The following is a 20376-nucleotide window of genomic DNA, read 5'->3' as shown; positions in this document are numbered from 1 at the left end:
GCCGTGTGGTCAGCCGCCCTGGAATCTCGTCAAGGCCTCCTCGCATCCCGGCACACCGGTCACGTATAGGCCGCACGCGACCCAAGTGATCGCTGCTGGCCCCCACCCGCCGACTACGCCATCTTCTCCAACCACCGTTCGCAGCCCCTCGGCGATCACAGCCGTGATCGCTCCGCCTGAAGAACTTCGCCGAACCCGAGGGGTTCAGTTCGCCATGGTCAAACAGGCCAGTCGCGAGAGCACAGCCACTCATCATGCTGCGGCGACCCCCTCGCTGGCTCTGCGGCCGCGCTGCCGGGCGCGGCCCTGTCCCGCAGGCGATCGACGCGCGCACCAGAGCCTGTCAGACTCTATGAGTCTCACCTGCACGGACGGATTTTTGGCGGTGCAACGCCGTCGACTCTGTGGGGCACCTCAGCATGCCATCATCGCGAATTTCGCGGCCGTGAACAGCCCGTTTGCATGCTCACTATGTCAGTGTAATCATGTGGTTACGCAGATGAGGTCGACCGTATTCGATAAGTTCACACTCTCGACCGCGGGGCACGTTGCCCCGTGACTGGAGGTGGCTCGCGATGCGGGCCCACGAGATTGCCTACTTCAAACTCATCGAGGGCGACAAGCAGTTTCAGGTGCCGCTCTACCAGCGGACCTACAGTTGGCGGAAGCCCGAGTGGACGCAATTGTGGGATGACATCCTGGAGCAGGCCGAAACACTGGGCGACGGGGATCGACGCACGCCGCACTTCATCGGGTCGGTGGTGCTGGCGCCGGGACTGATGTCTGCCGGCGATACCCAGCGCTGGCTGGTGGTAGACGGGCAGCAGCGGCTGACCACGCTGATGCTTGCCTGCTGCGCACTGCGGGACCGGTTCCGCAACTTGAGCCCGCGCGATGGTGAGCGCATCCACAAGCAGTACCTGGTCAACGAGTACCGCGAAGAGTTGGACTTCTACCGGTTGCTGCCCACCCAGGCGGATCGTGCAGCGTTCATCGCGTGCGTCGATTCCGACCCCACCGCCGGGGGAAATGACGGCATCGGGGCGGCGTACCGCTTCTTCCGGGACGCCTTGATCGCCTGCGCTCCGGACGGTGACGTGGAGACGCTAAAGCGGCTCGAAGTGGTGCTGCGGGCAGGGCTGTCCGTTGTCGAGATCACCGCCGAGGCCGGCGACAACGTCTATCGGATCTTCGAGTCTCTCAACAACACCGGTGTGCGGCTCGGGCAGACCGACCTATTGCGCAACTACGTCTTCATGCTCCTGCCCGGCGGCGGCGAACGCGTCTACACCAAGATCTGGCTGCCAATGCAGACCGAACTGGGCGCGGCCAACCTCGAGCTGCTGGCCTGGCTGGACCTGGTGATCCGGGGCGATGACCGCGTCAAGCAGAGCGAGGTCTACCGGGCGCAGCAGCGTCGTCTCGACGAGGTCGTGCGTAGCGGCGGAGAGCAGGCGCTGGAGGCCGAGATCGCGGAATTGCGGCGCCGAGGTTCGCTACTCATGCGCATCGTCGAGCCCACCCGCGAGCAGGATCCGGTTCTGCGGGCGGTACTGGAGCGCCTTCAGGAATGGGGCGGCCAGATCAGCTACCCCCTAGCCCTGCACATGCTCGACCTACTCGACCGCGGTGCTGCGACTACCGACCAGGTCAGCCGGGCGTTGGGCTACGTCGAGAGCTTTCTGGTGCGCCGGATGATCTGCCACATCACCACCAGCAACCTCAACCGTATCCTCAATAGCGCGCCGCGGGAGTTGGAGACCGACCGGCCTCTGGATGAGGCGGTTCGCCGGTACCTGTCGGGGCCACGCCGCAACTGGCCATCAGACGAGCAGCTTCGCCAGGCGATCCTGGACGCGCCCTTCTACTGGCAGGGCCGAGCCAATCAGCGGCGCTTCGTCCTCAAACGGCTTGAGCAGAGCTACCAGGCCCGGGAGCCGGTGGACTTTGCGGCAGCCGACCTGACCATCGAGCACGTAATGCCGCAGACGGCCACCCCCGAATGGCTGGCGCTGCTGGCCGAGGAGATTACCGACGAGAACGACCCGAAGGAACTGCACTCCGCACTGCTGCACACCCTGGGCAACCTCACCCTCACCGCCCACAACCCCGCACTGTCCAACCATCCCTTCGAACGCAAGCAGCAGATCCTGGACGACAGCGCGCTGCGGATGAATCGTGAGATCGCCGACGCACCCCGATGGGGCAAGGCCGAGATCCGGGCCCGCGGGATGGCTCTAACAGACCGCGCGATCAGGCTGTGGCCACCGCCGCTGCCAGGTGGCGCCGATCTGGAAGACGAGCGCCGCAGTTGGGTGCTACTACGCCGCCTGCTAGCCGAAATCCCCACCGGCTCGTGGACCACCTTCAGCGACCTGGCCACAGTCATCGGCGTCCCGGCGTCCCGGATCGGCGGCTATCTAGGCAGCCGCCCGGGCCTGGAGAACGCCCACCGGGTCCTCACCTCCGAAGGAACCCCCTCACCCTCATCACGATCACGCGACGACGCCCCCGCAGATCCACGCGACCTGCTCGCCGTAGAAGGCGTCCCGTTCAGCGACACAGGTGTCGCGGACCCCACACGGCGGCTCGGCCCCGCCGCACTGGCCGCGTCCATCGGGCTGGACATCGCCGACGAGGAACGCCCGGCCGCACACCGATTCCGCTCCCAACTGGCCGAGCAGGGCCTCGAACTCACCGCGCTGGTCGACAAGATCCTCGACCACTGGCAGGCACGCGGGGGAAGCCTGCACTACGGCTCCTCTACCGAAGTCAGTTGCCGCCTGCAGATCCCCCTGCCAGGCAGCGGCAAGGGCTGGATCTGGCCACTGCTGATCTACCCCCAGACCGGCGTCATCGAAATGGCCTTCAGGCAACTCAGCACCCGGCCCCCCTTCGACGCCCTCGAACTCCGCACTGAGCTGCGTGACCGCATCGCGCGGATCCAAGGGCTGCACCTGCCGGCCACCGATGCATTGGCCAGCCCGAACTACCCTCTGGCCCTGCTCGCCGACGGAGGCACCGATCACCTGCTCGAAGCCATGAACTGGTTCATCGACCGCCTCAAGCCCCTGCCGGAAACGACGGCCTCCGCAACGCCACTCGCGACGCCCGACAACACGCTGATAGCCGAGTTCGAAACAACCATGCGCAGCGTCTACACCAGGGCCAAGACCGAGGCCGGGTACAACGCCAACCAGTTCCTGCGGATGCTCACCGACTACGGCGGCCTGGCGACCGCCAAACGCCTGCTCGCCAACCCCCGCATCTCCGAGGGCTTCGCCGCCCTATACGAACGCCAACGCCTGGACCTCACCGTGGAAGCCCACGTCTTGGATCCGAAATTCGCTTCGCTCTTCACCGAAGCAGAGCTCCAGACAGCCCGCGACTGGCTCACGCAGTTCGGATACCGCCCGTGACCACGCCACCCACCCCGCCAACCGCCCACGCCAGAGGCCGCACCACTTTCTCTACCTGACCAGCACGGAAATCGAAGGCGTCGATTGATATGGATTTTCCTCTCAGGATGCCGGATGTAAGCGCGTGCAAAGGCCTGGCCGCCATCGCCCTGGGTATGAGTGCTCTGACAGCATGCGGTAGCGAACCCAACGAAACATCACCCGCACCGAGCGACACCTCCCCCAGCACGTCCAGGACGAACACCACCACCCCTGGCGCACCGCCCGGCGCCAAGGTCCTCGGCACACCTCGCAAAGGCCAACCGTTCACCCTCACGACCACCTACACCGACACCCCCGAGCCGACAAAGCTCCAAATCACCGTCACAAGCGTTACCTGCGGCAAACCTCTGGACAAGTCGGTTCTCGCGTATGCCGCAAGTTCCATCGGCACCTCAACGCCGACACCGAAACCCGAGAGCGGCAAGCAGTACTGCGTTGTCGTCCTGGACACCGTCAACATAGGGAACCGCGAGATCATCTGGGACACCACGGACACGGTCAGCCTCAACGTCGGCGCTACCAGGTATACCCAGTCACAGGACGACGCCAACCACGCCGGTGACTATGGACAATACTTGGCGAGCAAGGGACGCACCGGGCCTTCGTTCGGGCTCAACCCGGGAAGTAAAGGCCCGGCGCCTGGCGTCTTCCAAATTCCCGCTGGCAGCACACCGTCGACTCTATGGGTGACCTCAGGCACCGCGATCGAAACCATCGACGGTATCGAGCCCGGCTACCTCGTCAAGTTGAGTTGACCCGCCCTATCGCGCCGCCTGGGACGAATGCCGGTACAGCAGAACGGTGACCGTCGTTCCAATCCGATACGTTCGGTCGTCCCCGCCAACCGTCCCAGGACGGCGAAAGGATCAAGTATGGCGCCGGATACATCAGGCGTGACCGCGAGGTAGTCGGAGACCATCCCGAAGTCAACCCGCCTCCTCGGCGAACCGGGACCAACTCGCGCACGCCTCCGGGGCTGGGTTGGTACCGAATTTGAGTATGGTGACACCGAGCACCGAGCTTCGTGATCGGCACCAACACCCCGGGCTCTCCTGGCGTTCTTAAGGGCGTGATGTTTCGATCATTATCGTCCCGCCCCCAAATACCTCAAGCCAGTTCCGGATGCAATCAGTGCTCGTACGTGATCAGCCCGGTGTCCTGCGAACCAAGACGATGAGGTCACGATCGCTCGCACGTCCCATCGCTACCGCATGCATCCAGCCATGGTGGCCAGCAAAGGGGCCGCCGATCGAGGATGCCGTAATAGCGGCCCAAATTCGTACCGTGTCGTCACGAGAGTCGGGAAAAAAAATGCCGCGCCTGCCGATACAGCCGATTGCCACCGACCCGATCCCGCCTCGATGAACGATTAGAGGTGCTCCAACTGGCTGCTCCGTACCTGCATTCCAAAGCCGTACGGTTCCTTCCCAATTTACCGAAACGATCACGTCACGGGTCGCGCTCCGCCCGATCGCTACGCATCTCACATCTCTGGCGTGACCCAGGCTGGGGGCCGACATAACCCTGCAACGTAGGAAAGGTCTGTTCACCGTGGCGGCCACGCCAGATCTGGACCATCCCGTGGCTTGAGTCACAGGTGATGACGTCACGGTTCCCAGCCTCGCGCGAGATGGATGCCGTGGCCCTACTGGACCAGGGCCAAACCTGCGAGCCCGAACACAGTGACTTCTGTATAGCTACGCCAGTGCTCCTGGACATACCGCCAGGCCGTGCTCGTCGACACCTCGGCCCCGGCTCCGAGCTCGGCGAACGTCTCGCCCTTGCGCAGGTGAACCAGCACCATCAGGGCCTGCTACCCGGGGTTGAGCAGCCGCCAGGCCGATCCGATCGCCTTGCGGTGCCGCCGGACGCGTTGGACGCGACAAATCGACGGCAGCGCGCTAGAACAGCATGCAGAGCCCCTGGTTCAGACACGGTGGTTGTGGTGATCAACCCGTCTACCAGGGGTTTCTTCACGTCACCCGCCGAACGTCCCCATCGCGATCACGCTGTGATCGGCGTCCGCTCAGACGGATAAAAAAGGGTCACTGAAGACTACCGAGTAGGCTGCGGGCTCTTCAACTCGGGTTTCTTATGCGTCCACAGTGAATGCCGATTCATACCCGCTCTCAAATTTGATGTCCTCATACACGACGGTTCGACATAGCCGGTTCCAGCGGTTGCCCAGCAGAACAGCAAGTCCCATGGGGCAGGCGAGGAAAAGGTGCATTCGCCGAACCCGCCGGGTGGAACGGCGGAGGTGGTCGCGGATGCCAACGGCCAGGGCATTTGCAGCGGTGCTGTCGGGGACGGAGCCGTCGTTCGCTGTGCCGCTCGACGGGGTGAGGACGATGAGCTTGCTGACGGGGACATTCTGCTCACGCAGGTATTCCAGGACGTCCTCAGTGGGGTCTGCCGCAACGGCGATGGCGATGGCGACCTCGTCGCCTTGGCCGATCTCGTACTCCCAGACTCCCGGGGTCAAGGCAGTGTCGAATGGGTCGGAGGTGGACCAGAGTTGGCTACCGGTCCTTCCGCGCTGGACCACCGCGAGGTCGGCACCGGTGACCATGCGGAATGTGGTGCCGACTAGGAAGGCCGGCGCGAGACGGATACTGCCCGTAACGGAGACGGCGGTAGTCCCGGCGGGCAGGGCTCCCGGCGCGGCCTCAATGTCTGCTTGTAGCTGCGCCCAAGTGTTCGGCGGCAAGGGACGACGTTTGGCATAGTCGGAGTCACCCTCGAAGCGGTCGACCCAGTCGATGGCATGGTCAGCGTCCGAAGCCAGCGGGTCCGGCTTGAGAGTGGCGATTGACAGTACGGCCCGGGCGGGGCCAGCCTTCAGGTCCAACTTGGCGACTGCCGCCTCAACCATTGTCAACGTGAATTCACGTCGACCTTCGCGAACCACTTTGGCGACCCAGGTAGCTCCCTCCTCAAGCGCCCGCTGGTCGTGGCGAAGCCCGGTAACGGCCATTAGGAGTCGAAGGTTTTCCTGATACCAGACCATGTCCAGAGGCAGGTCAAATCGCAGCACGGACAGGAGATCTATGAGCTCGGCCTCGGTCAGCCCTGCTTCCTGTGCCCACCGGGCGCGGGCCTTGCCTCGATTGGACCTGGCCCCGCCCATGGCCGCCTTGGGTATAAGGAGGCCGGTGCGGGCGTCGCGGCCCGCCATTAGGACGTCCTCGGGGTCGGCCGCCCGGTTGGTGACCAGGCGCAGGTCGGCGCTGCCGCTGTCCGCCGTCAGCATCTTCCAAGTCCTGGCGATCTTCGTGAGGATCGACGGACCACCGTTGACGCTGGGCTTGGTCAGATAGTCCTCGTTGACCGGTGTAGCACTGTCAACCGCGTACTTGACCTGCTTGTAGGTGTTTGGAGGTGCGTCACGCAGCAGGACAACGTCGTCGAGGTTGCCCACGCCCTCGAGTTCGACACCGACTGCGCGGACGGGGTTGTGCGAGCGGGCGGCGGTCTCCCGAAGGAGGCTCAGGCAGGCCTCCCATGCGACGAGCCACTGGTAGTAGTCGCCGGTGGTGCGAACGCTGGTAGGGCCAGCCGCGGGCAGATGGGTCATCAGCGTCTCTCGGTGAAGACAGGGGTCGGCTCCAGTTCCTCGGCGAGGGCGAGGAGGTCTTCATCGGTGACCGGCCGGTCGGGGAAAGCGCGGAAGACGGCGGCCGGGACCAGGCGCTGGGTCAGGTCGGAGAACGTGTAGCCGGGCTGGTCGCCGTTGGGGCCGGTGAGTTCCACGACCTTGCGGACGGTTTCCGGCCGGATGCCGAGCCCGTCGAGTGCCTGGCTGAGGACCTCGTAACGTTGCTCATCGTTGGGGCGACTGAAGGTGAAGGTGGCCGCTGCGCGCCGCATGATGGCGGGGTCGAGGGCGACGAGCCGGTTGGTGCACAGCACCACAACGACCGGAAGTCGGGCACCGGCAAGGCCGTCGATGCCAGCCAGGAACGCGTCAACGCCGGCGCGGTCCTCGTGGTGCATCTGCTGGGCCTCGCGGGACTGCACCAGGGCATCGGCCTCGTCGACGACGAGGATTTGCACGGCGCGCACACCGCGAGGGTCCGAGACGCGCTTGCCCATCATGTGCATGTGGGTGAAGGCGTCGCCGATGAGTGAGGTCATCTCACCTACCAGGCCGCTGCCACGAGTGGCGAGCTTGAGCCTGTACAGGTATACGGGCAGTTCGAGAAAGTCGGCGAGGTCGCAGCCGAAGGACTCGGCCAGGGCCGATTTACCGGAGCCGACGTCACCGCCGAAGATGAACAACGGCGCCCGGTCCGCGAAGAGGGTGAGAGCAGCGACATCGCCACCGTGATATGCGGCGGCCCAAGCCTGGAGCCGGTGGGGGTCCGCGAGGAGCGCGGCTTCTTTGCGCAGGCGGAGTTTTGTGTCATCGAGGCCGACCAGGCGGTCGTAGCGCGCGCGGCGTGTGGGCTCGGGCAGTTCGATGACGGGGTGGAACAGGTCGTCTTGGCTGGTCACGTCGTAGTTCTTCCTGCCGATGACGCTGGACTAGTAGGCGACATAGACGTCGCGGGACACGCCAGCGCCGTTGCGGGCGTAGCCGTGCCCTGTAGTGGTGGTACCCGTGAGAGCACTCGGGGCGGTACTGGTCGTCCGGGAGATCGGGAGGCTCTGCTTAACCCCGGCCTGGTCGCTGCTGGTCAGGAGCCAGAAGGCAGAGTTGTAGGTCAGGTGACTGTGGAAGCCGTAGCCGGTGAGGTCGACCGGGTCCGGAAAACTGCCTGGCCGTGAGTCCGTGAGCTGGCCGCCGACCGTGGCCTTGTATCGCAGGCGGAGCTTCCAAGCGTTGGTCGCTGTGTCGCGGAAGCCGTAGTCGACGGTGTCGAGGAATCCGCGGTCCAGGAGGACCGCAACCTCCTCAGCGTAGTTCTCGATGTTGTCGAGGCCGGGTTTGCCGTAGAGGTTGTGTAGGAGACGCAGATCGGCGCCGACTCTGCCTCCGACATACCGGGCGTCGGTGATCGTGAACGAAGCGGAGGCGGATCTCGTGTACGAGCCGGTCATGATCACTCTCCCGGGAAGGTAGGGCCGAACAGCTCGCGCCAAGCCTCGAGCGCCTCACTCTTGGTGGCCGCGTAGGCGGCCATCGAGATTGTCTCGAGGGCGGTCTTGGCGTGGTTCACCAGCCGCTGCCGGTCCTGCTCGATGTAGCCGCACGTGATGTTGTTCTCCGGGTTGACCGGGTCCCAGACCTGGATCGGGTGCGCCGTCGCGTTCACCGCCTCGGCCTTGTAGTAGTCGGTGAAGATGATCGGCGTCCTCAGGCCGGTGCGGACGATGTAGGAGAGAACCTGCTCGATCGCTGCCGGGTAGTCGTCGACTTGGAGCGGCTTGCCGTTCCAGCCGACGTCCCAGAGGTGGGCCACCAGGAGTTCGAGCAGGAACGACTTGCAACGCAGCTCCGGGTCGGCCTCCTTACTCTCGCGGATCCACGCCTTCAGCAGCCGGATAACCTCCCGGTAACCGCCGCCGGCCTTGTCCTTGCGCGTCTGGATGAATTGGAGGTGCAGCGTGACCGAGGTGAGCACCTTGATGCCGTCGGAGGTGACCAGGTAGCCCCTGTCATCCGGCTCGCCGGTGTGCAGCACTGGCACGACGTCGATCTTCAAACCACTGCCGCGCATGGTGATCCCAACGGCGTGGTCCGACGGCTTGAAGTCGTCCGCCTCCTTCGTGGCCCCATAGACCTCGATGCAGCGGTCTCGCAGCCAGCTCAGCATCGTCGAGACCTCGATGCCGGTATCCGTTGTCCGCAGGTAGGCGGCAACGTCCGCGTCCGACCCCGTGCCACTCCTGCGCCGGATCGCCGTGTGCTTGGCTGTGCTGCCGGACGCGCGGAGCTTCACCAGGTCAAAGTCCGGGTGGCCCGCGATGTAGTCCTCCAGCCGCTCCCGCAGGTAGTTCACCTGACGGCGGCGCTCCTTTGCCTCCTCCTTCGGCACGTTCACCTTGCGCTGCGCGAAAGCTTTGAGGACCTCGTGGTCAACGTAGCGCTCTCCCGCCATACCTGCCCGTCCTTCCCCCGAGAAGCTGATCGACAGAGCAACAGACGTACCACCCGCCACTGACAACCCGGTCCAACTTCTGAGCGCTACCCCAGCCTGCCCGCCCGCCGCCAGTCGACTAGGCGCAGCGTCGTTCCGGCCGTTCGGGGGAAGCCCTCGGTCTGCCGCGATCAGCACGGCCGAGGCGGCGCGTTCATTGCATGCTCATCTGGTGCGGGTGGTCGTGGGAAACGGGGCAGGTGAAGATCCACAGGCCGTAGCCGCGGCCGATCGTGATGTTGGTCGGGCTGTTGAGAGGGGGATGGCGGTGGAACTGCTCGGCCGATTTGATCTCGATGTCCTCGACCGGTTGCCAGGTGCGGTTGCCATCCCATTCGGAACCGTCGATGCACAGCAGTAGTTCAAGGTCGGCGCCGCACTCACAGATCATGGGGTAGGGATCGGTGAGGTGCCAGGAGGACCAACCGCCGACCTTCATCCCGGAGGCGATCGACAGGTCCTGGTAGCTGTGGCCGGTCTCCTGGCTCCACTCTCTCAGCCTGCGGTGCAGGTCGGCGGGCAGAAAGTCGGCGTACTGATACTCGACGATCTGCTCCGGATACAGGACGCATGGGTCGGGCAGGTAGGCGCCGTACTCCATCAGTTCCGGTTCGGGCTGCGGATCGAGCGCGACGGTGACCTCGTCCGCCCGCCGCCACCGCAGGATCACCGCCGGGCACGACAGGTCGTCGTGGTCCCACGGACACCACAGCACCTGCAGCAGATCGGCGTGCGGTGGCGGTGCCAGGTCAGGGACGTCGCGTGCGTACAGTTGCGCGAAGGCCAGGAAGGGCCCGCACTCCGCCACCAGCGCGCCACCGCCCGAAGGTGAACGCTCCCCAGACGGGCCGATGGTCGGACAGCTCGTCGCTGTCGTATACGACCGGGTAGTCCCCTGCACGACTCGGGAGGCAGGTTGGTGTGGGGCCGGTCGACCCGGCAGGCGAGCGTGCCGCCCTCGCCGTTGCCGTGCCAGCCCAACTCGGCCAGTCTGGCCGAATCTGGTCCAGCTCAACCTATCTATCGCCTTCAACCAGATCCTGGCTTCATTCTGGAGTAATGACGGCAGCATGGCCAAAGATCGCTGTGTGGATCAAGGCAGAACACCAGTGGGGTCAGGTGCGGTTCACGGACACACCAGGTTGGGTCTGCGTCCAAGTGCCTCTGAATCGAGAGCGCGACGCGATAGCACATCTCGCCCTCGTGACCTGCACGGCAGTCGAGCAGATCACAGGTGTCGCGCCCTACGAACGGGCACACACTGCCCTCAACAGTGCCGACCCGCCGTACCTGCCCGAAAAGCGGTACCACCGCGCTTGGCCCCGACTACCCTTCATCGCCTACCGTAACCGCAAGGGCGTCGTGAAGGGGCCCGTTATCGGGGCCCGCAAGCACGCCGAGAGGCCCGGCACGGTCGCGTACACCAGAGGCGCCAACGTTGTCCCGTACCCGTCCGAGCTAGCCGTCATACGAAAGCTCGATGCCGCCGTGCGCGAGGTCGCTTGCCGGATCACAGGCCGGGACAGTTTCGTGGAAGCGCTGGACGTTTTAACCAAGCCAAAGCCCTCAGCTAGCAAGCCTGTGGGATGGCGATCAGAACCGATCGGGGAGCGGATCCCGGACTGGTCCCACGGTGGGCCTCGCACAATGTCCGGCGGACTCCCAGGGCTCGGCAAGAACCACCGCTATTAACCTCGTGAAGCGCCCCGGGTTCGGTAGAGGTGATGTACCCCGCCCTCCGTGGAGTCACTTTGGTTGGCTTTCGTGCCATTGACCCACGAGAAGAGGTCGGCGTGCCACGCAAGGGCTACCCGCCGGAGTTCCGTCGCAAGGTGTTGGATCTGGTCGAGGCCGGACGTCCGGTCCGGGAGGTCGGCCGTGATCTAGGGATCAGCGATCAGACCATCTACACCTGGCGCAAGCAGGATCTGATCGACAAGGGTCAGCTGCCCGGGGTCACGACGACTGAGCAGGCCGAACTGCTGGCCGCCCGTAAGCGGATCCGGGAGCTGGAGACCGAGCTGTCGGTCACCAAGCGGGCGATCGAGCTGGTGCGAGAGGTGGTGCGAGAGGTGGTGCCCCCAAAAGGCGGTTCGAAGCGATCGCGGTGCTGGCGAGCGAAGGTCTGCCGGTCCAGGTCGCCTGCCGGGTGCTGGAGGTGTCAGAGTCGGGCTACTTCGCCTGGCGAAGCCGGTCGCCCTCGCCGCGATCGCTGCGGCACGCATGGCTGACCGAGCGGATCCGGCAGATCCACGCCGCCTCTCGTGGCACCTACGGCGCACGTCGTATCCATGCCGAGCTCACCTTGGGCAGCGGCCTGGTCGTATGGCACGGCACCATAAAGATGCTGATGCAGCGCGAGGGCATCCGCGGCCTGCCCGGCAGCCGGCGACGCCGTCCGGTCCCGCAGGTCCCGACCGCGGCCGATCTGGTCGATCGGGACTTCCACTGGGATGTCCCCAACAAGCTGTGGGTCACCGACATCACCGAGCACCCCACCCGTGAGGGCAAGGTGTACTGCTGCGTCGTCCTGGACGTCTACTCCCGCCGCGTGGTCGGCTGGTCCATCGACTCCACCCAGACATCCACGCTGGTCACCAACGCGCTCGGCATGGCCATCCAGAACCGCGCCCCGCAGCCGGGTGGGCTGATCCACTCCGATCACGGGGTGCAATTCACCTCCTGGGTGTTCACCCGCCGCGCCCAAGAGTCCGGCCCGGTTCCCTCGATGGGATCGATCGGCGACTGCTTCGACAACGCCGTCATCGAGTCCTTCTGGGGCCGCATGCAGGTCGAACTCCTCAACCGGCAGCGCTGGAAGACCCGCATCGAACTCGCCAACGCGATCTTCGACTACCTCGAGATCTTCCACAACCGGCAACGACGCCACAGCGCCCTGGGGATGCGCACCCCCATCGAGTACGAGATGCTCTGTCCGACCCGCCAACCGGTATGAAGTCCAGCAACGCGACTCCACTCAACACGGGGTACATCAAACCCGCCTGGTGCTGGATGCACTGGACATGGCGCTGTGGCGGCGCGACCGGGCCGGACGCCCTGCCGGGCTCGGCCTGGTGCACCACAGGGCCGCGGGGTCGCAGTACACCTCTTTCCGGTTCACCACGCACCTGGTCGACGCTGGGATTGACGCCTCCATCGGCACGGTCGGCGACGCGCTCGACAACGCCTTGATGGAGTCGGCGATCGGCTTGTACAAGACCGAGCTGTTCAAACCGCGTGGGCCGTGGAAGAACCTGACCGGCGTCGAGCTGGCCACCGCCGAGTACGTGGACTGGTACAACACCACCCGACTCCACGGTGAGATCGGCCACGTACCACCCGACGAATACGAGGCCCGCTACTACCGCCAGAACCACACAGAACTGCCGGTCACAGCCACAACCTAAAGCCTCTACCGAAAACACGGCGCTTCAGCGCAGCAGAGTCTGGGCCAAGGACACGAGGTTCATCATCGTGGATGGCCGACCGGTACCGCTCACAGTTTTCAGGCACGCGTAGGCACATGACTCCCCCAGGGTCAAGCGCAAGCGTTGGCCTCCCCAGCCCGCACGCTGCCAGCCTCTCGACCGACCTCGGACGACCCGGTCACGGTGATCGACCGTCTGGATGAGCGCTTCGGGAATCTGCGAAGCGTACGGTGGCTCCCGAAACTGGCTCCCGAGACTACGAAGCAGCTCATTGGAACACACGAGATCGAGCCGTTGACGACGCTCTGACCTGCGGAAACTTGGGGTGGGCGATACTGGGTTCGACCCAGTGACCTCTTCGGTGTGAATCAAGCCCAAGGGAAGCCGTCTCTCGGCAAATCCGCAGGTCAGACAGCATCCTTCGCTCCATCACAGCGCACTTCAGGGAAGATCAAGGACGTTGCGATCTCCCACAATTAACATCCCGCCACCCCCGACCGCACTAACCCACGGTAGCCGGAGGTGCCGGGCCTGCCGGACTCTTTGAGAAGCCGACCCGGTCTTGCCTATGGGCATGTCACTCCCTGACGCGTCCGAGTTGGCCCCGCCAGCGACAGGGTGATGACCACACAGACACGCGCAATGCCCGGCCCACCGGCCGCAGTGCGCCAACGCTATATCTCGGCGTCGTAGCTCCTTTCACGGCAGCGTCGTGGTCGTGGCCATCATGCGGACTCATCCTCTGACGTGGCGGGGGCCGGCGGTGGCGGGGACGTGAGCCTTCGGACGACGCAGGGCTGGCCCTTGGACCCAGGCACGTACACGTAGAGCATGACCGGCTAACGGGCACCGCCGCTGCGGCTTCGACCCCGACCACTAGCTGTAGTGACCATGGACGTTGGTGACGGCGACACGGCTCGATGAGCTTGAAATAGACGAGGACCTCCTGGCGAGGTGTGTGTCACCACAACATGCACATCTCGTCCTGGAGGTCCTCGTGGTCCACGCTAACGCCAAACTTGCGCCGGCCGGGCGGTTGGAGCTGGCCCGCTGTGTCGTGGACCAGGGCTGGCCGCTGCGGCGAGCGGCCGAGCGGTTCCAGGTCTCCCACACCACCGCCAAACGCTGGGCTGAGCGCTACCGGCAGTCAGGGGCGGCGGGGATGGCCGACCGCTCCAGCCGCCCGCACCACAGCCCGGCCCGCATGTCCAAGCGGATCGAGCGGCGGATCGTCAACCTCCGCTTCACCGCCCGGCTGGGACCGGCCCGCATCGCCATCCACATCGACATCAAAAAGCTCGGCAACATCCCCGACGGCGGCGGCCACCGCGCGCACGGCCGCGCCATCGGCACCCGCAACAGCCAGCGCACCGACACCGGCACCCGCCGCACGGGCGGCAAACCCCGGCTCGGCCACGGCTACCTGCACACCGCCATCGACGACCACTCCCGCCTGGCCTACACCGAAATCCTGCCCGACGAGCGCAAGGAAACCGCCACCGCGTTCTGGCAGCGCGCACACCGATTCTTCACCGACGCCGGGATCACCGTCCGCCGGGTCCTGACCGACAACGGCGCCTGCTACCGCTCACACCCCTGGCGCGACCAACTCGCCGCCGACGGCATCGCACACAAGCGCACCCGCCCCTACCGACCCCAGACCAACGGCAAAGTCGAGCGCTACCACCGCACCCTCCTGGACGAATGGGCCTACGCCCGCCCCTACACCAGCGAAACCGAACGACGCGCCGCACTCACCCCCTGGCTGCACCTCTACAATCACTGTGAGTCTTTAGGTGGCTGGTCTGGGACTGGCCGGTCAGAGTAGGCGTCGGTTGCTCCGGCTTAAGTCGTGACTCATACCATCACTGGCCCCACCAGGGTGCATTTCGGTGGACTTGTCCGTCCTTGGGACGGAGCGGCCGGCGCCACCTGGCCCACCTCGGTGTCCTGATCAGGAGATTGCCCGACCGTCAGGTCGTGGCCCGTCACAGTGCTGCCCCGAAGTGACTTCCCCCAGGCCGGCGCCGGTCGCAAGCGGCCGGACCGTGTTCCTGGAACAGGAAGGGCTTCCGACCGCCGTGACTATCGCCGCGCACAACCATCCGTTCGTCATCGGGGTGGACACCCACGCCCGCAACCATGCTCTGGCCATCCTGGCCGCTACCGGGCAGCAGATCGATTCGGCCGAGTTCCCCACGACCAAGGCGGGCATGACCCGCGCGATCGCCTGGGCTGCCCGCCGGACTGGCGGCGACCTTGCCGCCCTGTGGGTGATCGAGTGCGCCGCCACTTACGGCGCCCGGTTCGCCCATGCCGTGGCCGAGGCCGGCTACCAGGTCCTCGAGGCGCCGCGGATGAACGCTCGCGCTCACCGTGGGGTCGGCAAGTCCGACCCGCTGGACGCCCGCAGGATCGCCGAGGCCACCTTGCCCCTGGAGGAAGACCAACTGCGGCACCCGCGCCATGGCGACGGTGAACGCGCCGCACTGCGGGTCCTGCTGGCCGCCAGAGACCACATGACCACAGAACGCACAGCTGCCGTCAACGCGCTGATCGCGCTCGTGCGGGCCGTCGACCTCGGGGTCGACGCTCGCCACCCGCTGAGCAACCAGCAGATCATCGACATCTCCCGCTGGCGCGCCCGCGACGAGCCGCTGGCCGCCGCGACCGCCCGTGCTGAGGCGGAGCGTCTGGCCAAGCGGATCGTCACCCTCAACGAAGAGTTGGCCGCCAACCAGAAAACGATGGAGGTCCTGGTTCGCTCCACGCCTGCGGCTGGGCTGCTGGACAAGATCGGGATCGGGCCGGTCACCGCAGCAGTCTGCCTAACCACCTGGTCACACCACGGCAGGGTGCGCTCAGAGGCCGCCTTCGCCTGCCTGGCGGGGGTGAACCCGATTCCCGCGTCATCGGGAAACACGGTCCGCCACCGACTCAACAGGGGCGGCGACAGACGCCTGAACCGCGCCCTGCACATGGCGACCATCACCCGCATGATCCACGACCCCGCCACCCGCGAGTACGTCGAGCGCCGCCGCGCTGAAGGACGCACCAGAAAAGAGATTCGACGCTGCCTAAAGCGCTACCTCGCCAGACAGATCTACCGACACCTCAACGCGACCGCCACCACGGCACTCCTACTTGACGGAACATAGGAGAGTCCACCGCGGACACACCGCACTGGCAGGACAATCACCCGCCAGCCGCGTCCCCAACCTCACGAGACAGGACAACTAGGTGGTCGATATGTTCGAGGGCGGCGGGCAGGAGTTGCGGGGGCTCGCAGCGGGCCGCCGACAGGCGCGCCGTCTAGATCGTTGATGGGAAATCGTTGAGCTGGGTGCGGGCACGGCGAAGGGCGCCCATGGTCGGTGTGTGAAGACTGACTTGGACGCCCTTCTGACGGCACTCTATGTTCATCTGGACGATCACGTCCTGCCTTCGCGGCGAGTGCGGCGGCGGGGCCGTGCCCGGCTGCTGAGCGATGCCGAGCTGGTCTGCGTGGCCGTCGCGCAGGTTCTGCTGGGGTGCGATGCCGAGCACCGGTGGCTGCGCCTGGCCCCGGCCCGGATCGGGCACCTGTTCCCGCGTCTTCCCTGCCAGTCCGAATACAACCGGCATCTGCGCGGTGCCGCCCCGCTGCTGCTGGCCGCGGCGGCGTGGCTGGTCCGTCAGACGCCCTCCTGGCAGGAGCGGGTGCGGCTGATGGAAGGCACCCCGGTGCGCTGCGGCGCCTCACGCACCACCGTGCACCGCTCGGGCCTGGGCGAGATCGCCGGCTACGGCATGGACAAGTCCCACCACGCCTTCTACTGGGACGCCAAACTGATGCTGATCACCACCGCCGAGGGCGCGGTGTGCTCCTTCAGCCTGGCCCACCCCAAGGAACTGGACGAACGGCTGCAGGCGATCCACCTGCTGCACGTCCAGCCGCCCGCCCCGGGGCCGTGCCCGATCGTGTGTGACAAGGGGTTCGCCGGAGCCGGAGTGGAAAAGGCCGCCGCTGATCTGGGCCATGTGCTGATCCGGCCCCGGCGCGCCGACGAACCCGATCCGCCGGTGGCGGTGTTCCCCGGCTGGCTGCGCCAGCGCATCGAGGCGGTCATCTGGACACTGAAGAACCAACTCGGGCTGGAACGCCACGCCGCCCGCACCACCGAAGGACTCTGGACACGCGTCTGCCAGCGCATCTGCGCCCTCAACGCCACCATCTGGCACAACTGGCTCACCGGCGCACCCGTCAAACGCTCACTGATCGCCTACGACTCTCAATGACGTTGTCAAGCCGCAGCGGGCAAGGGAGGCGTGAGTTGGTAGACGCGTCCGTCGCGCAGCAGGGCCCACAGCACGTTGACGCGTCGTCGGGCCAGTGCGAGCACGGCTTGAGTGTGACGTTTACCCTCGGTGCGTTTGCGGTCGTAGAAGCGCCTGGAGTCGGGGCAGGACTGGATGCTGATCAGAGCAGAGGTGTAGAAGACGCGTTGCAGCGCGCGGTTGTAGCGCTGGGGCCGGTGCAGGTTCCCGTGGACGCGGCCGGAGTCGCGGGGTACTGGGGTGACGCCGGCGAAGCTGGCCAGCTGGTCGGCCGAGGCGAACCGGTCCATGTCGCCGCCGGTGGCGGCGAGGAACTCGGCGCCCAGCAGGACTCCGATGCCGGGCATGCTGATGATCACCTCGGCAGACGGATGGCGGCGAAACCGGTCCTCAATGAGCTGGTCGAGGTCCTTGAGCTGCTCGTTGAGGGTGATCACCCCCTCGGCGAGTTGCGCCACCAGGCGGGCGGCCATCTGCTCGCCGGGCAATGTGGTGTGCTGGGTGGCAGCCGCGGCGGCGGCCTTGGCCGCCAGCGCGGCGGCGCTGCGGACCTTGCGGGCCCGCAGCCAGTCGGTCAGGCCGTCGATGCCGATCTCGCGCAGCGCGGCCGGGGTTTGGAAGCCGGTCAGCAGCACCAGCGGCCCCTGGTTGGTCAGCTCCAGGGCCCGTTCCAGCGCGGGGCAGATGGCCAGCAGCTGGTCGTGCAGCCGGTTGACCGCGCGAGTGCGGTCGGCGGCCAGGTCGCGGCGGCGGGCGACCAGCAGCCGCAACTCGACGATCAGCTCGTCATCGCCGTCCAGGATGGTCAGGTCGCGGCGCATCCGGGCCTGATCGGCGATGATCAGAGCGTCCTTGGCGTCGGTCTTGCCCGCACCCTTGTAGCCCTCGGCGGCCCGGTTGACGGTCATCCCGGGCACGTAGACGACCCTCTGGTCGTGATCGAGCAGCAAGGTCAACAGGAGCGCCGACTCGCTGCTGTTCAGGTCGATCGCCCAGGTCACCTGCCCGGCCACATCCATGACCTGGCCGATTACCTCCAGCAACGCCGTCTCGTCGTTGGCCACCCGCCGCGACAGCAACCGCTCGCCCTCGGTGTCGACCACGGCGACGTGGTGATACTGGCGGCCGATGTCCATCCCGGCCCACGCGCGTTCCAACCATGCCTCCCACCTGAGGGTTTCTCGGTCCAGCCCGCAGACGACCTCGCCGTCAGGTCCCTACACAGCGATGCGCTCGCAACTCTCAATCAGAGGCCGAGTCCGTCACGCAGGAGCGGGCGGCAAGTCATAGGAAGCCACACATGAACGGCAGACCACTGAAAGCCACACCCGCCCCTGCCGGGGCATCCGCACCCTACGACGGGCTGGATACGTCAACGGTAGGGACCACTGACCAACACCGATACTTCCCATCAACGATCTAGGCGCCGTTCTAGTGCGGTCGTCATGCGGTGATCGCGGCGGGGCGCTTGCGGAGGCAGGTCCGCGTCGTCGACCGGATCCTTGCCGACGTCGGCGTGCTCGTCGGCGGGGGCGGGTTGGAGGGCGAAGCTGAGGTAGTGCACGACCGGCCGCAGCGCCACGGCGCCGTCAGGCTGCCGTTGCGGGATCTGCTCGCCCTGCAGGAACCACAGTGCGCGGCGGGCCTGCCGCTCGGTCAGATGCCCGGCGGCACGGACCCGGCGGGTGAGGTTATCGACGCCGGTGAGGGGCAGCGGGGCGTCGGCCGGGCTGAGCAGCATCACGGTCCGAGGCGGAGTCCAGCGGGCGTCAGAGGGGTTGGGTGACAGCGGACCCTCAAGAACAAGCCGGATTCGCAGAAGCAGGCCCACCGGGCGCACGCCAAGCACCGCGGCCCCGGCAAACGCGCAAACGCGCAGCTCAGATCATGGCGAATCCTCCGCAAGCTCCGCTGCAGCCCCATAAGGCCAGCCACCTGGTCAAGGCCATTGCCGTCCTACAGAACTACGAGCTCACCCGAGGATAAAAAAGGCTCCGTGATCGCCATTGGTCACCCTCGGAGCATTCAAAGATATCGTCGGCGATCTTGTTTAAGTGAAGGAACGGCAGCGTTGGTTGTAAGCTTCGATGTAGTGGGCCGATGGCAAGCCATCATAACCTGTAACTTTCCAAGTTACCTGTTCGCCGCACATCCAGCGTCGCGCAGTGAAAACCGCCTCCAAGCGATCTTCCCTGACGCCAGGGAAGAGGAGCGCAAGTAATCCCTCTCTTCTCCAGTATGTGAATGAGTTCGGTCTGCGATTGTTCGACTATCACCAAATCTGGAGAAATGCTTAAAACGTTCATGCTGATCCAAGGAGAACTGAAGGGATACCCTAAGAACCCGGTATCTACCGGCTCTGGCGCCAGGATCACATCCCATTTACTCAGCACGTCTGGAATTGTCTTTTCGCTGACACGTGCAGGATTTGCAAGCAAGAGGCCCGGCCGGAGTGCCATAATTGTTGTATCAATATGCGTTGATTTATAAATATTCTCGCATGGATGAATGCGATACCTCTCTCCGAGGGTGGTCTGAAGCCATTTAGCTCCGCTCAGATTTCCTGAATCAGACACAAGGAAGAGGATGTCACTTCCGATGCGTAGACAATTGGCGGCATCGAACACCGGTTCCTCTTCGAGAACAGCGAGTAGTGACCGGTCACGCCTGTTATATCCGGATTCCTTCAACTCCGGTCTAGGTGCAGAAATCCATCGAGCGCCACTGTCCATGTACTCCCGAAGTATCGGCCGATAGGCGAGCGACTCATACTGCCTAGAGCGAAGTGACATCGGCGTTTCGATAATTGTTCTTCCGACAGCCAATAATACATCCCGTGGGCAAAACGCGTGCATCCCATCGGACTTCCAATCCGGAGTCGAGTATTCTCGCGAATGATCCAGCACAACAGGCTGACGAACTTTGATGCCTTGCGCCTCCAGCAAGGCGATCAATCCAGCGATGTCCTCCTCAGCCTCTGCTATGCATCGAGGGTCGAAGGGGCCCTCGGGAATTGCTGAGAGGTCCGGGCATCGGATCGTGTGTTGACCCCTATCGGAACTAGGAACCCTGGCTCCCAAGGCAGTG

The 20376-nt window shown here is 65.3% G+C and carries 14 protein-coding genes and 3 pseudogenes; 8 read left to right on the top strand and 9 right to left on the bottom strand.

The genetic code is table 11. From position 1 onward, the window contains the following. Positions 1 to 575 precede the first annotated feature (575 nt). A complete protein-coding gene (locus tag BJY14_RS38895) occupies positions 576 to 3419 on the top strand; it encodes a GmrSD restriction endonuclease domain-containing protein (RefSeq protein ID WP_179848162.1) in 2844 nt (947 codons plus the stop codon). Between the two features lie 107 nt (positions 3420 to 3526). Then, positions 3527 to 4216: a DUF4352 domain-containing protein gene (locus BJY14_RS38890; protein ID WP_179848161.1), complete on the top strand. Its 690-nt coding sequence runs from the start codon at positions 3527 to 3529 to the stop codon at positions 4214 to 4216. A gap of 953 nt (positions 4217 to 5169) precedes the next feature. Here BJY14_RS38890 and BJY14_RS38885 read toward each other — a convergent pair. The 6 genes and pseudogenes from BJY14_RS38885 to BJY14_RS38860 all read right to left on the bottom strand — a co-directional run. Continuing rightward, positions 5170 to 5331 (bottom strand): annotated as a pseudogene (locus BJY14_RS38885) (helix-turn-helix domain-containing protein); the annotation flags it as partial. A gap of 222 nt (positions 5332 to 5553) precedes the next feature. Further along, a complete protein-coding gene (locus BJY14_RS38880; protein ID WP_179848160.1) occupies positions 5554 to 7038 on the bottom strand; it encodes an SAVED domain-containing protein in 1485 nt (494 codons plus the stop codon). Further along, positions 7038 to 7958 (bottom strand): AAA family ATPase, encoded by a 921-nt coding sequence (locus BJY14_RS38875; RefSeq protein ID WP_179848159.1) that lies wholly within the window; start codon positions 7956 to 7958, stop codon positions 7038 to 7040. The genes BJY14_RS38880 and BJY14_RS38875 overlap by 1 nt, the downstream gene beginning before the upstream one ends. Before the next feature lie 30 nt (positions 7959 to 7988). Continuing rightward, the gene (locus tag BJY14_RS38870) at positions 7989 to 8504 is read right to left on the bottom strand and encodes an HORMA-1 domain-containing protein (protein WP_179848158.1); all 516 of its coding nucleotides are present in this window, start codon (positions 8502 to 8504) and stop codon (positions 7989 to 7991) included. A gap of 2 nt (positions 8505 to 8506) precedes the next feature. Beyond that, entirely contained in the window at positions 8507 to 9505 is a 999-nt protein-coding gene (locus BJY14_RS38865) for a CBASS oligonucleotide cyclase (protein ID WP_179848157.1), read from the bottom strand. A gap of 193 nt (positions 9506 to 9698) precedes the next feature. Then, complete coding sequence (locus BJY14_RS38860; RefSeq protein ID WP_179848156.1) at positions 9699 to 10352, bottom strand: hypothetical protein; 654 nt, start codon at positions 10350 to 10352, stop codon at positions 9699 to 9701. Between the two features lie 985 nt (positions 10353 to 11337). Between BJY14_RS38860 and BJY14_RS38855 the strand changes: the two are divergent. The 5 genes and pseudogenes from BJY14_RS38855 (at position 11338) to BJY14_RS38835 (ending at position 17250) form a co-directional block, all read left to right on the top strand. After that, positions 11338 to 12500 (top strand): annotated as a pseudogene (locus BJY14_RS38855) (IS3 family transposase). 49 nt (positions 12501 to 12549) lie between these two features. Further along, positions 12550 to 12951 carry an integrase core domain-containing protein gene (locus tag BJY14_RS38850; RefSeq protein ID WP_179848155.1) on the top strand — a complete coding sequence of 134 codons (402 nt, stop codon included), beginning with the start codon at positions 12550 to 12552 and terminating at the stop codon, positions 12949 to 12951. Between the two features lie 1018 nt (positions 12952 to 13969). After that, positions 13970 to 14800 carry a DDE-type integrase/transposase/recombinase gene (locus BJY14_RS38845; protein WP_179849910.1) on the top strand — a complete coding sequence of 277 codons (831 nt, stop codon included), beginning with the start codon at positions 13970 to 13972 and terminating at the stop codon, positions 14798 to 14800. 253 nt (positions 14801 to 15053) lie between these two features. Then, a complete protein-coding gene (locus BJY14_RS38840; protein ID WP_179849899.1) occupies positions 15054 to 16130 on the top strand; it encodes an IS110 family RNA-guided transposase in 1077 nt (358 codons plus the stop codon). Positions 16131 to 16350: 220 nt separating this feature from the next. Next, complete coding sequence (locus BJY14_RS38835; RefSeq protein ID WP_179848154.1) at positions 16351 to 17250, top strand: hypothetical protein; 900 nt, start codon at positions 16351 to 16353, stop codon at positions 17248 to 17250. A gap of 5 nt (positions 17251 to 17255) precedes the next feature. Here the strand turns inward: BJY14_RS38835 and BJY14_RS38830 are convergent, their stop codons facing one another. Both BJY14_RS38830 and BJY14_RS38825 read right to left on the bottom strand, forming a co-directional pair. Next, on the bottom strand, positions 17256 to 18425 hold the full coding sequence (locus BJY14_RS38830) for an IS110 family RNA-guided transposase (protein WP_179845203.1): 1170 nt from the start codon (positions 18423 to 18425) through the stop codon (positions 17256 to 17258). A 275-nt stretch (positions 18426 to 18700) separates the two neighbouring features. Then, the gene (locus tag BJY14_RS38825) at positions 18701 to 19033 is read right to left on the bottom strand and encodes a hypothetical protein (protein ID WP_179848153.1); all 333 of its coding nucleotides are present in this window, start codon (positions 19031 to 19033) and stop codon (positions 18701 to 18703) included. Positions 19034 to 19087: 54 nt separating this feature from the next. Here BJY14_RS38825 and BJY14_RS38820 point away from each other — a divergent pair. Then, a pseudogene (locus tag BJY14_RS38820) lies at positions 19088 to 19275 on the top strand (IS5/IS1182 family transposase); the annotation flags it as partial. Between the two features lie 125 nt (positions 19276 to 19400). On the opposite strand, the gene BJY14_RS38815 reads toward BJY14_RS38820, so the two are convergent. Continuing rightward, entirely contained in the window at positions 19401 to 20243 is an 843-nt protein-coding gene (locus BJY14_RS38815) for a hypothetical protein (RefSeq protein ID WP_218905780.1), read from the bottom strand. Between the last annotated feature and the right edge of the window lie 133 nt (positions 20244 to 20376).

This window comes from Actinomadura luteofluorescens (assembly GCF_013409365.1).
In the GTDB taxonomy this organism is placed as follows: domain Bacteria; phylum Actinomycetota; class Actinomycetes; order Streptosporangiales; family Streptosporangiaceae; genus Spirillospora; species Spirillospora luteofluorescens.
This window is presented reverse-complemented; position numbering and strand designations above follow the sequence as displayed.

Bases quoted from the DNA above. Each gene is read 5' to 3' on its own strand.
- BJY14_RS38895 (WP_179848162.1), top strand. From the start codon at position 576: ATGCGGGCCCACGAGATTGCCTACTTCAAACTCATCGAGGGCGACAAG.
- BJY14_RS38890 (WP_179848161.1), top strand. From the start codon at position 3,527: ATGCCGGATGTAAGCGCGTGCAAAGGCCTGGCCGCCATCGCCCTGGGT.
- BJY14_RS38880 (WP_179848160.1), bottom strand. From the start codon at position 7,038: ATGACCCATCTGCCCGCGGCTGGCCCTACCAGCGTTCGCACCACCGGC.
- BJY14_RS38830 (WP_179845203.1), bottom strand. From the start codon at position 18,425: ATGGACATCGGCCGCCAGTATCACCACGTCGCCGTGGTCGACACCGAG.
- BJY14_RS38870 (WP_179848158.1), bottom strand. From the start codon at position 8,504: ATGACCGGCTCGTACACGAGATCCGCCTCCGCTTCGTTCACGATCACC.
- BJY14_RS38865 (WP_179848157.1), bottom strand. From the start codon at position 9,505: ATGGCGGGAGAGCGCTACGTTGACCACGAGGTCCTCAAAGCTTTCGCG.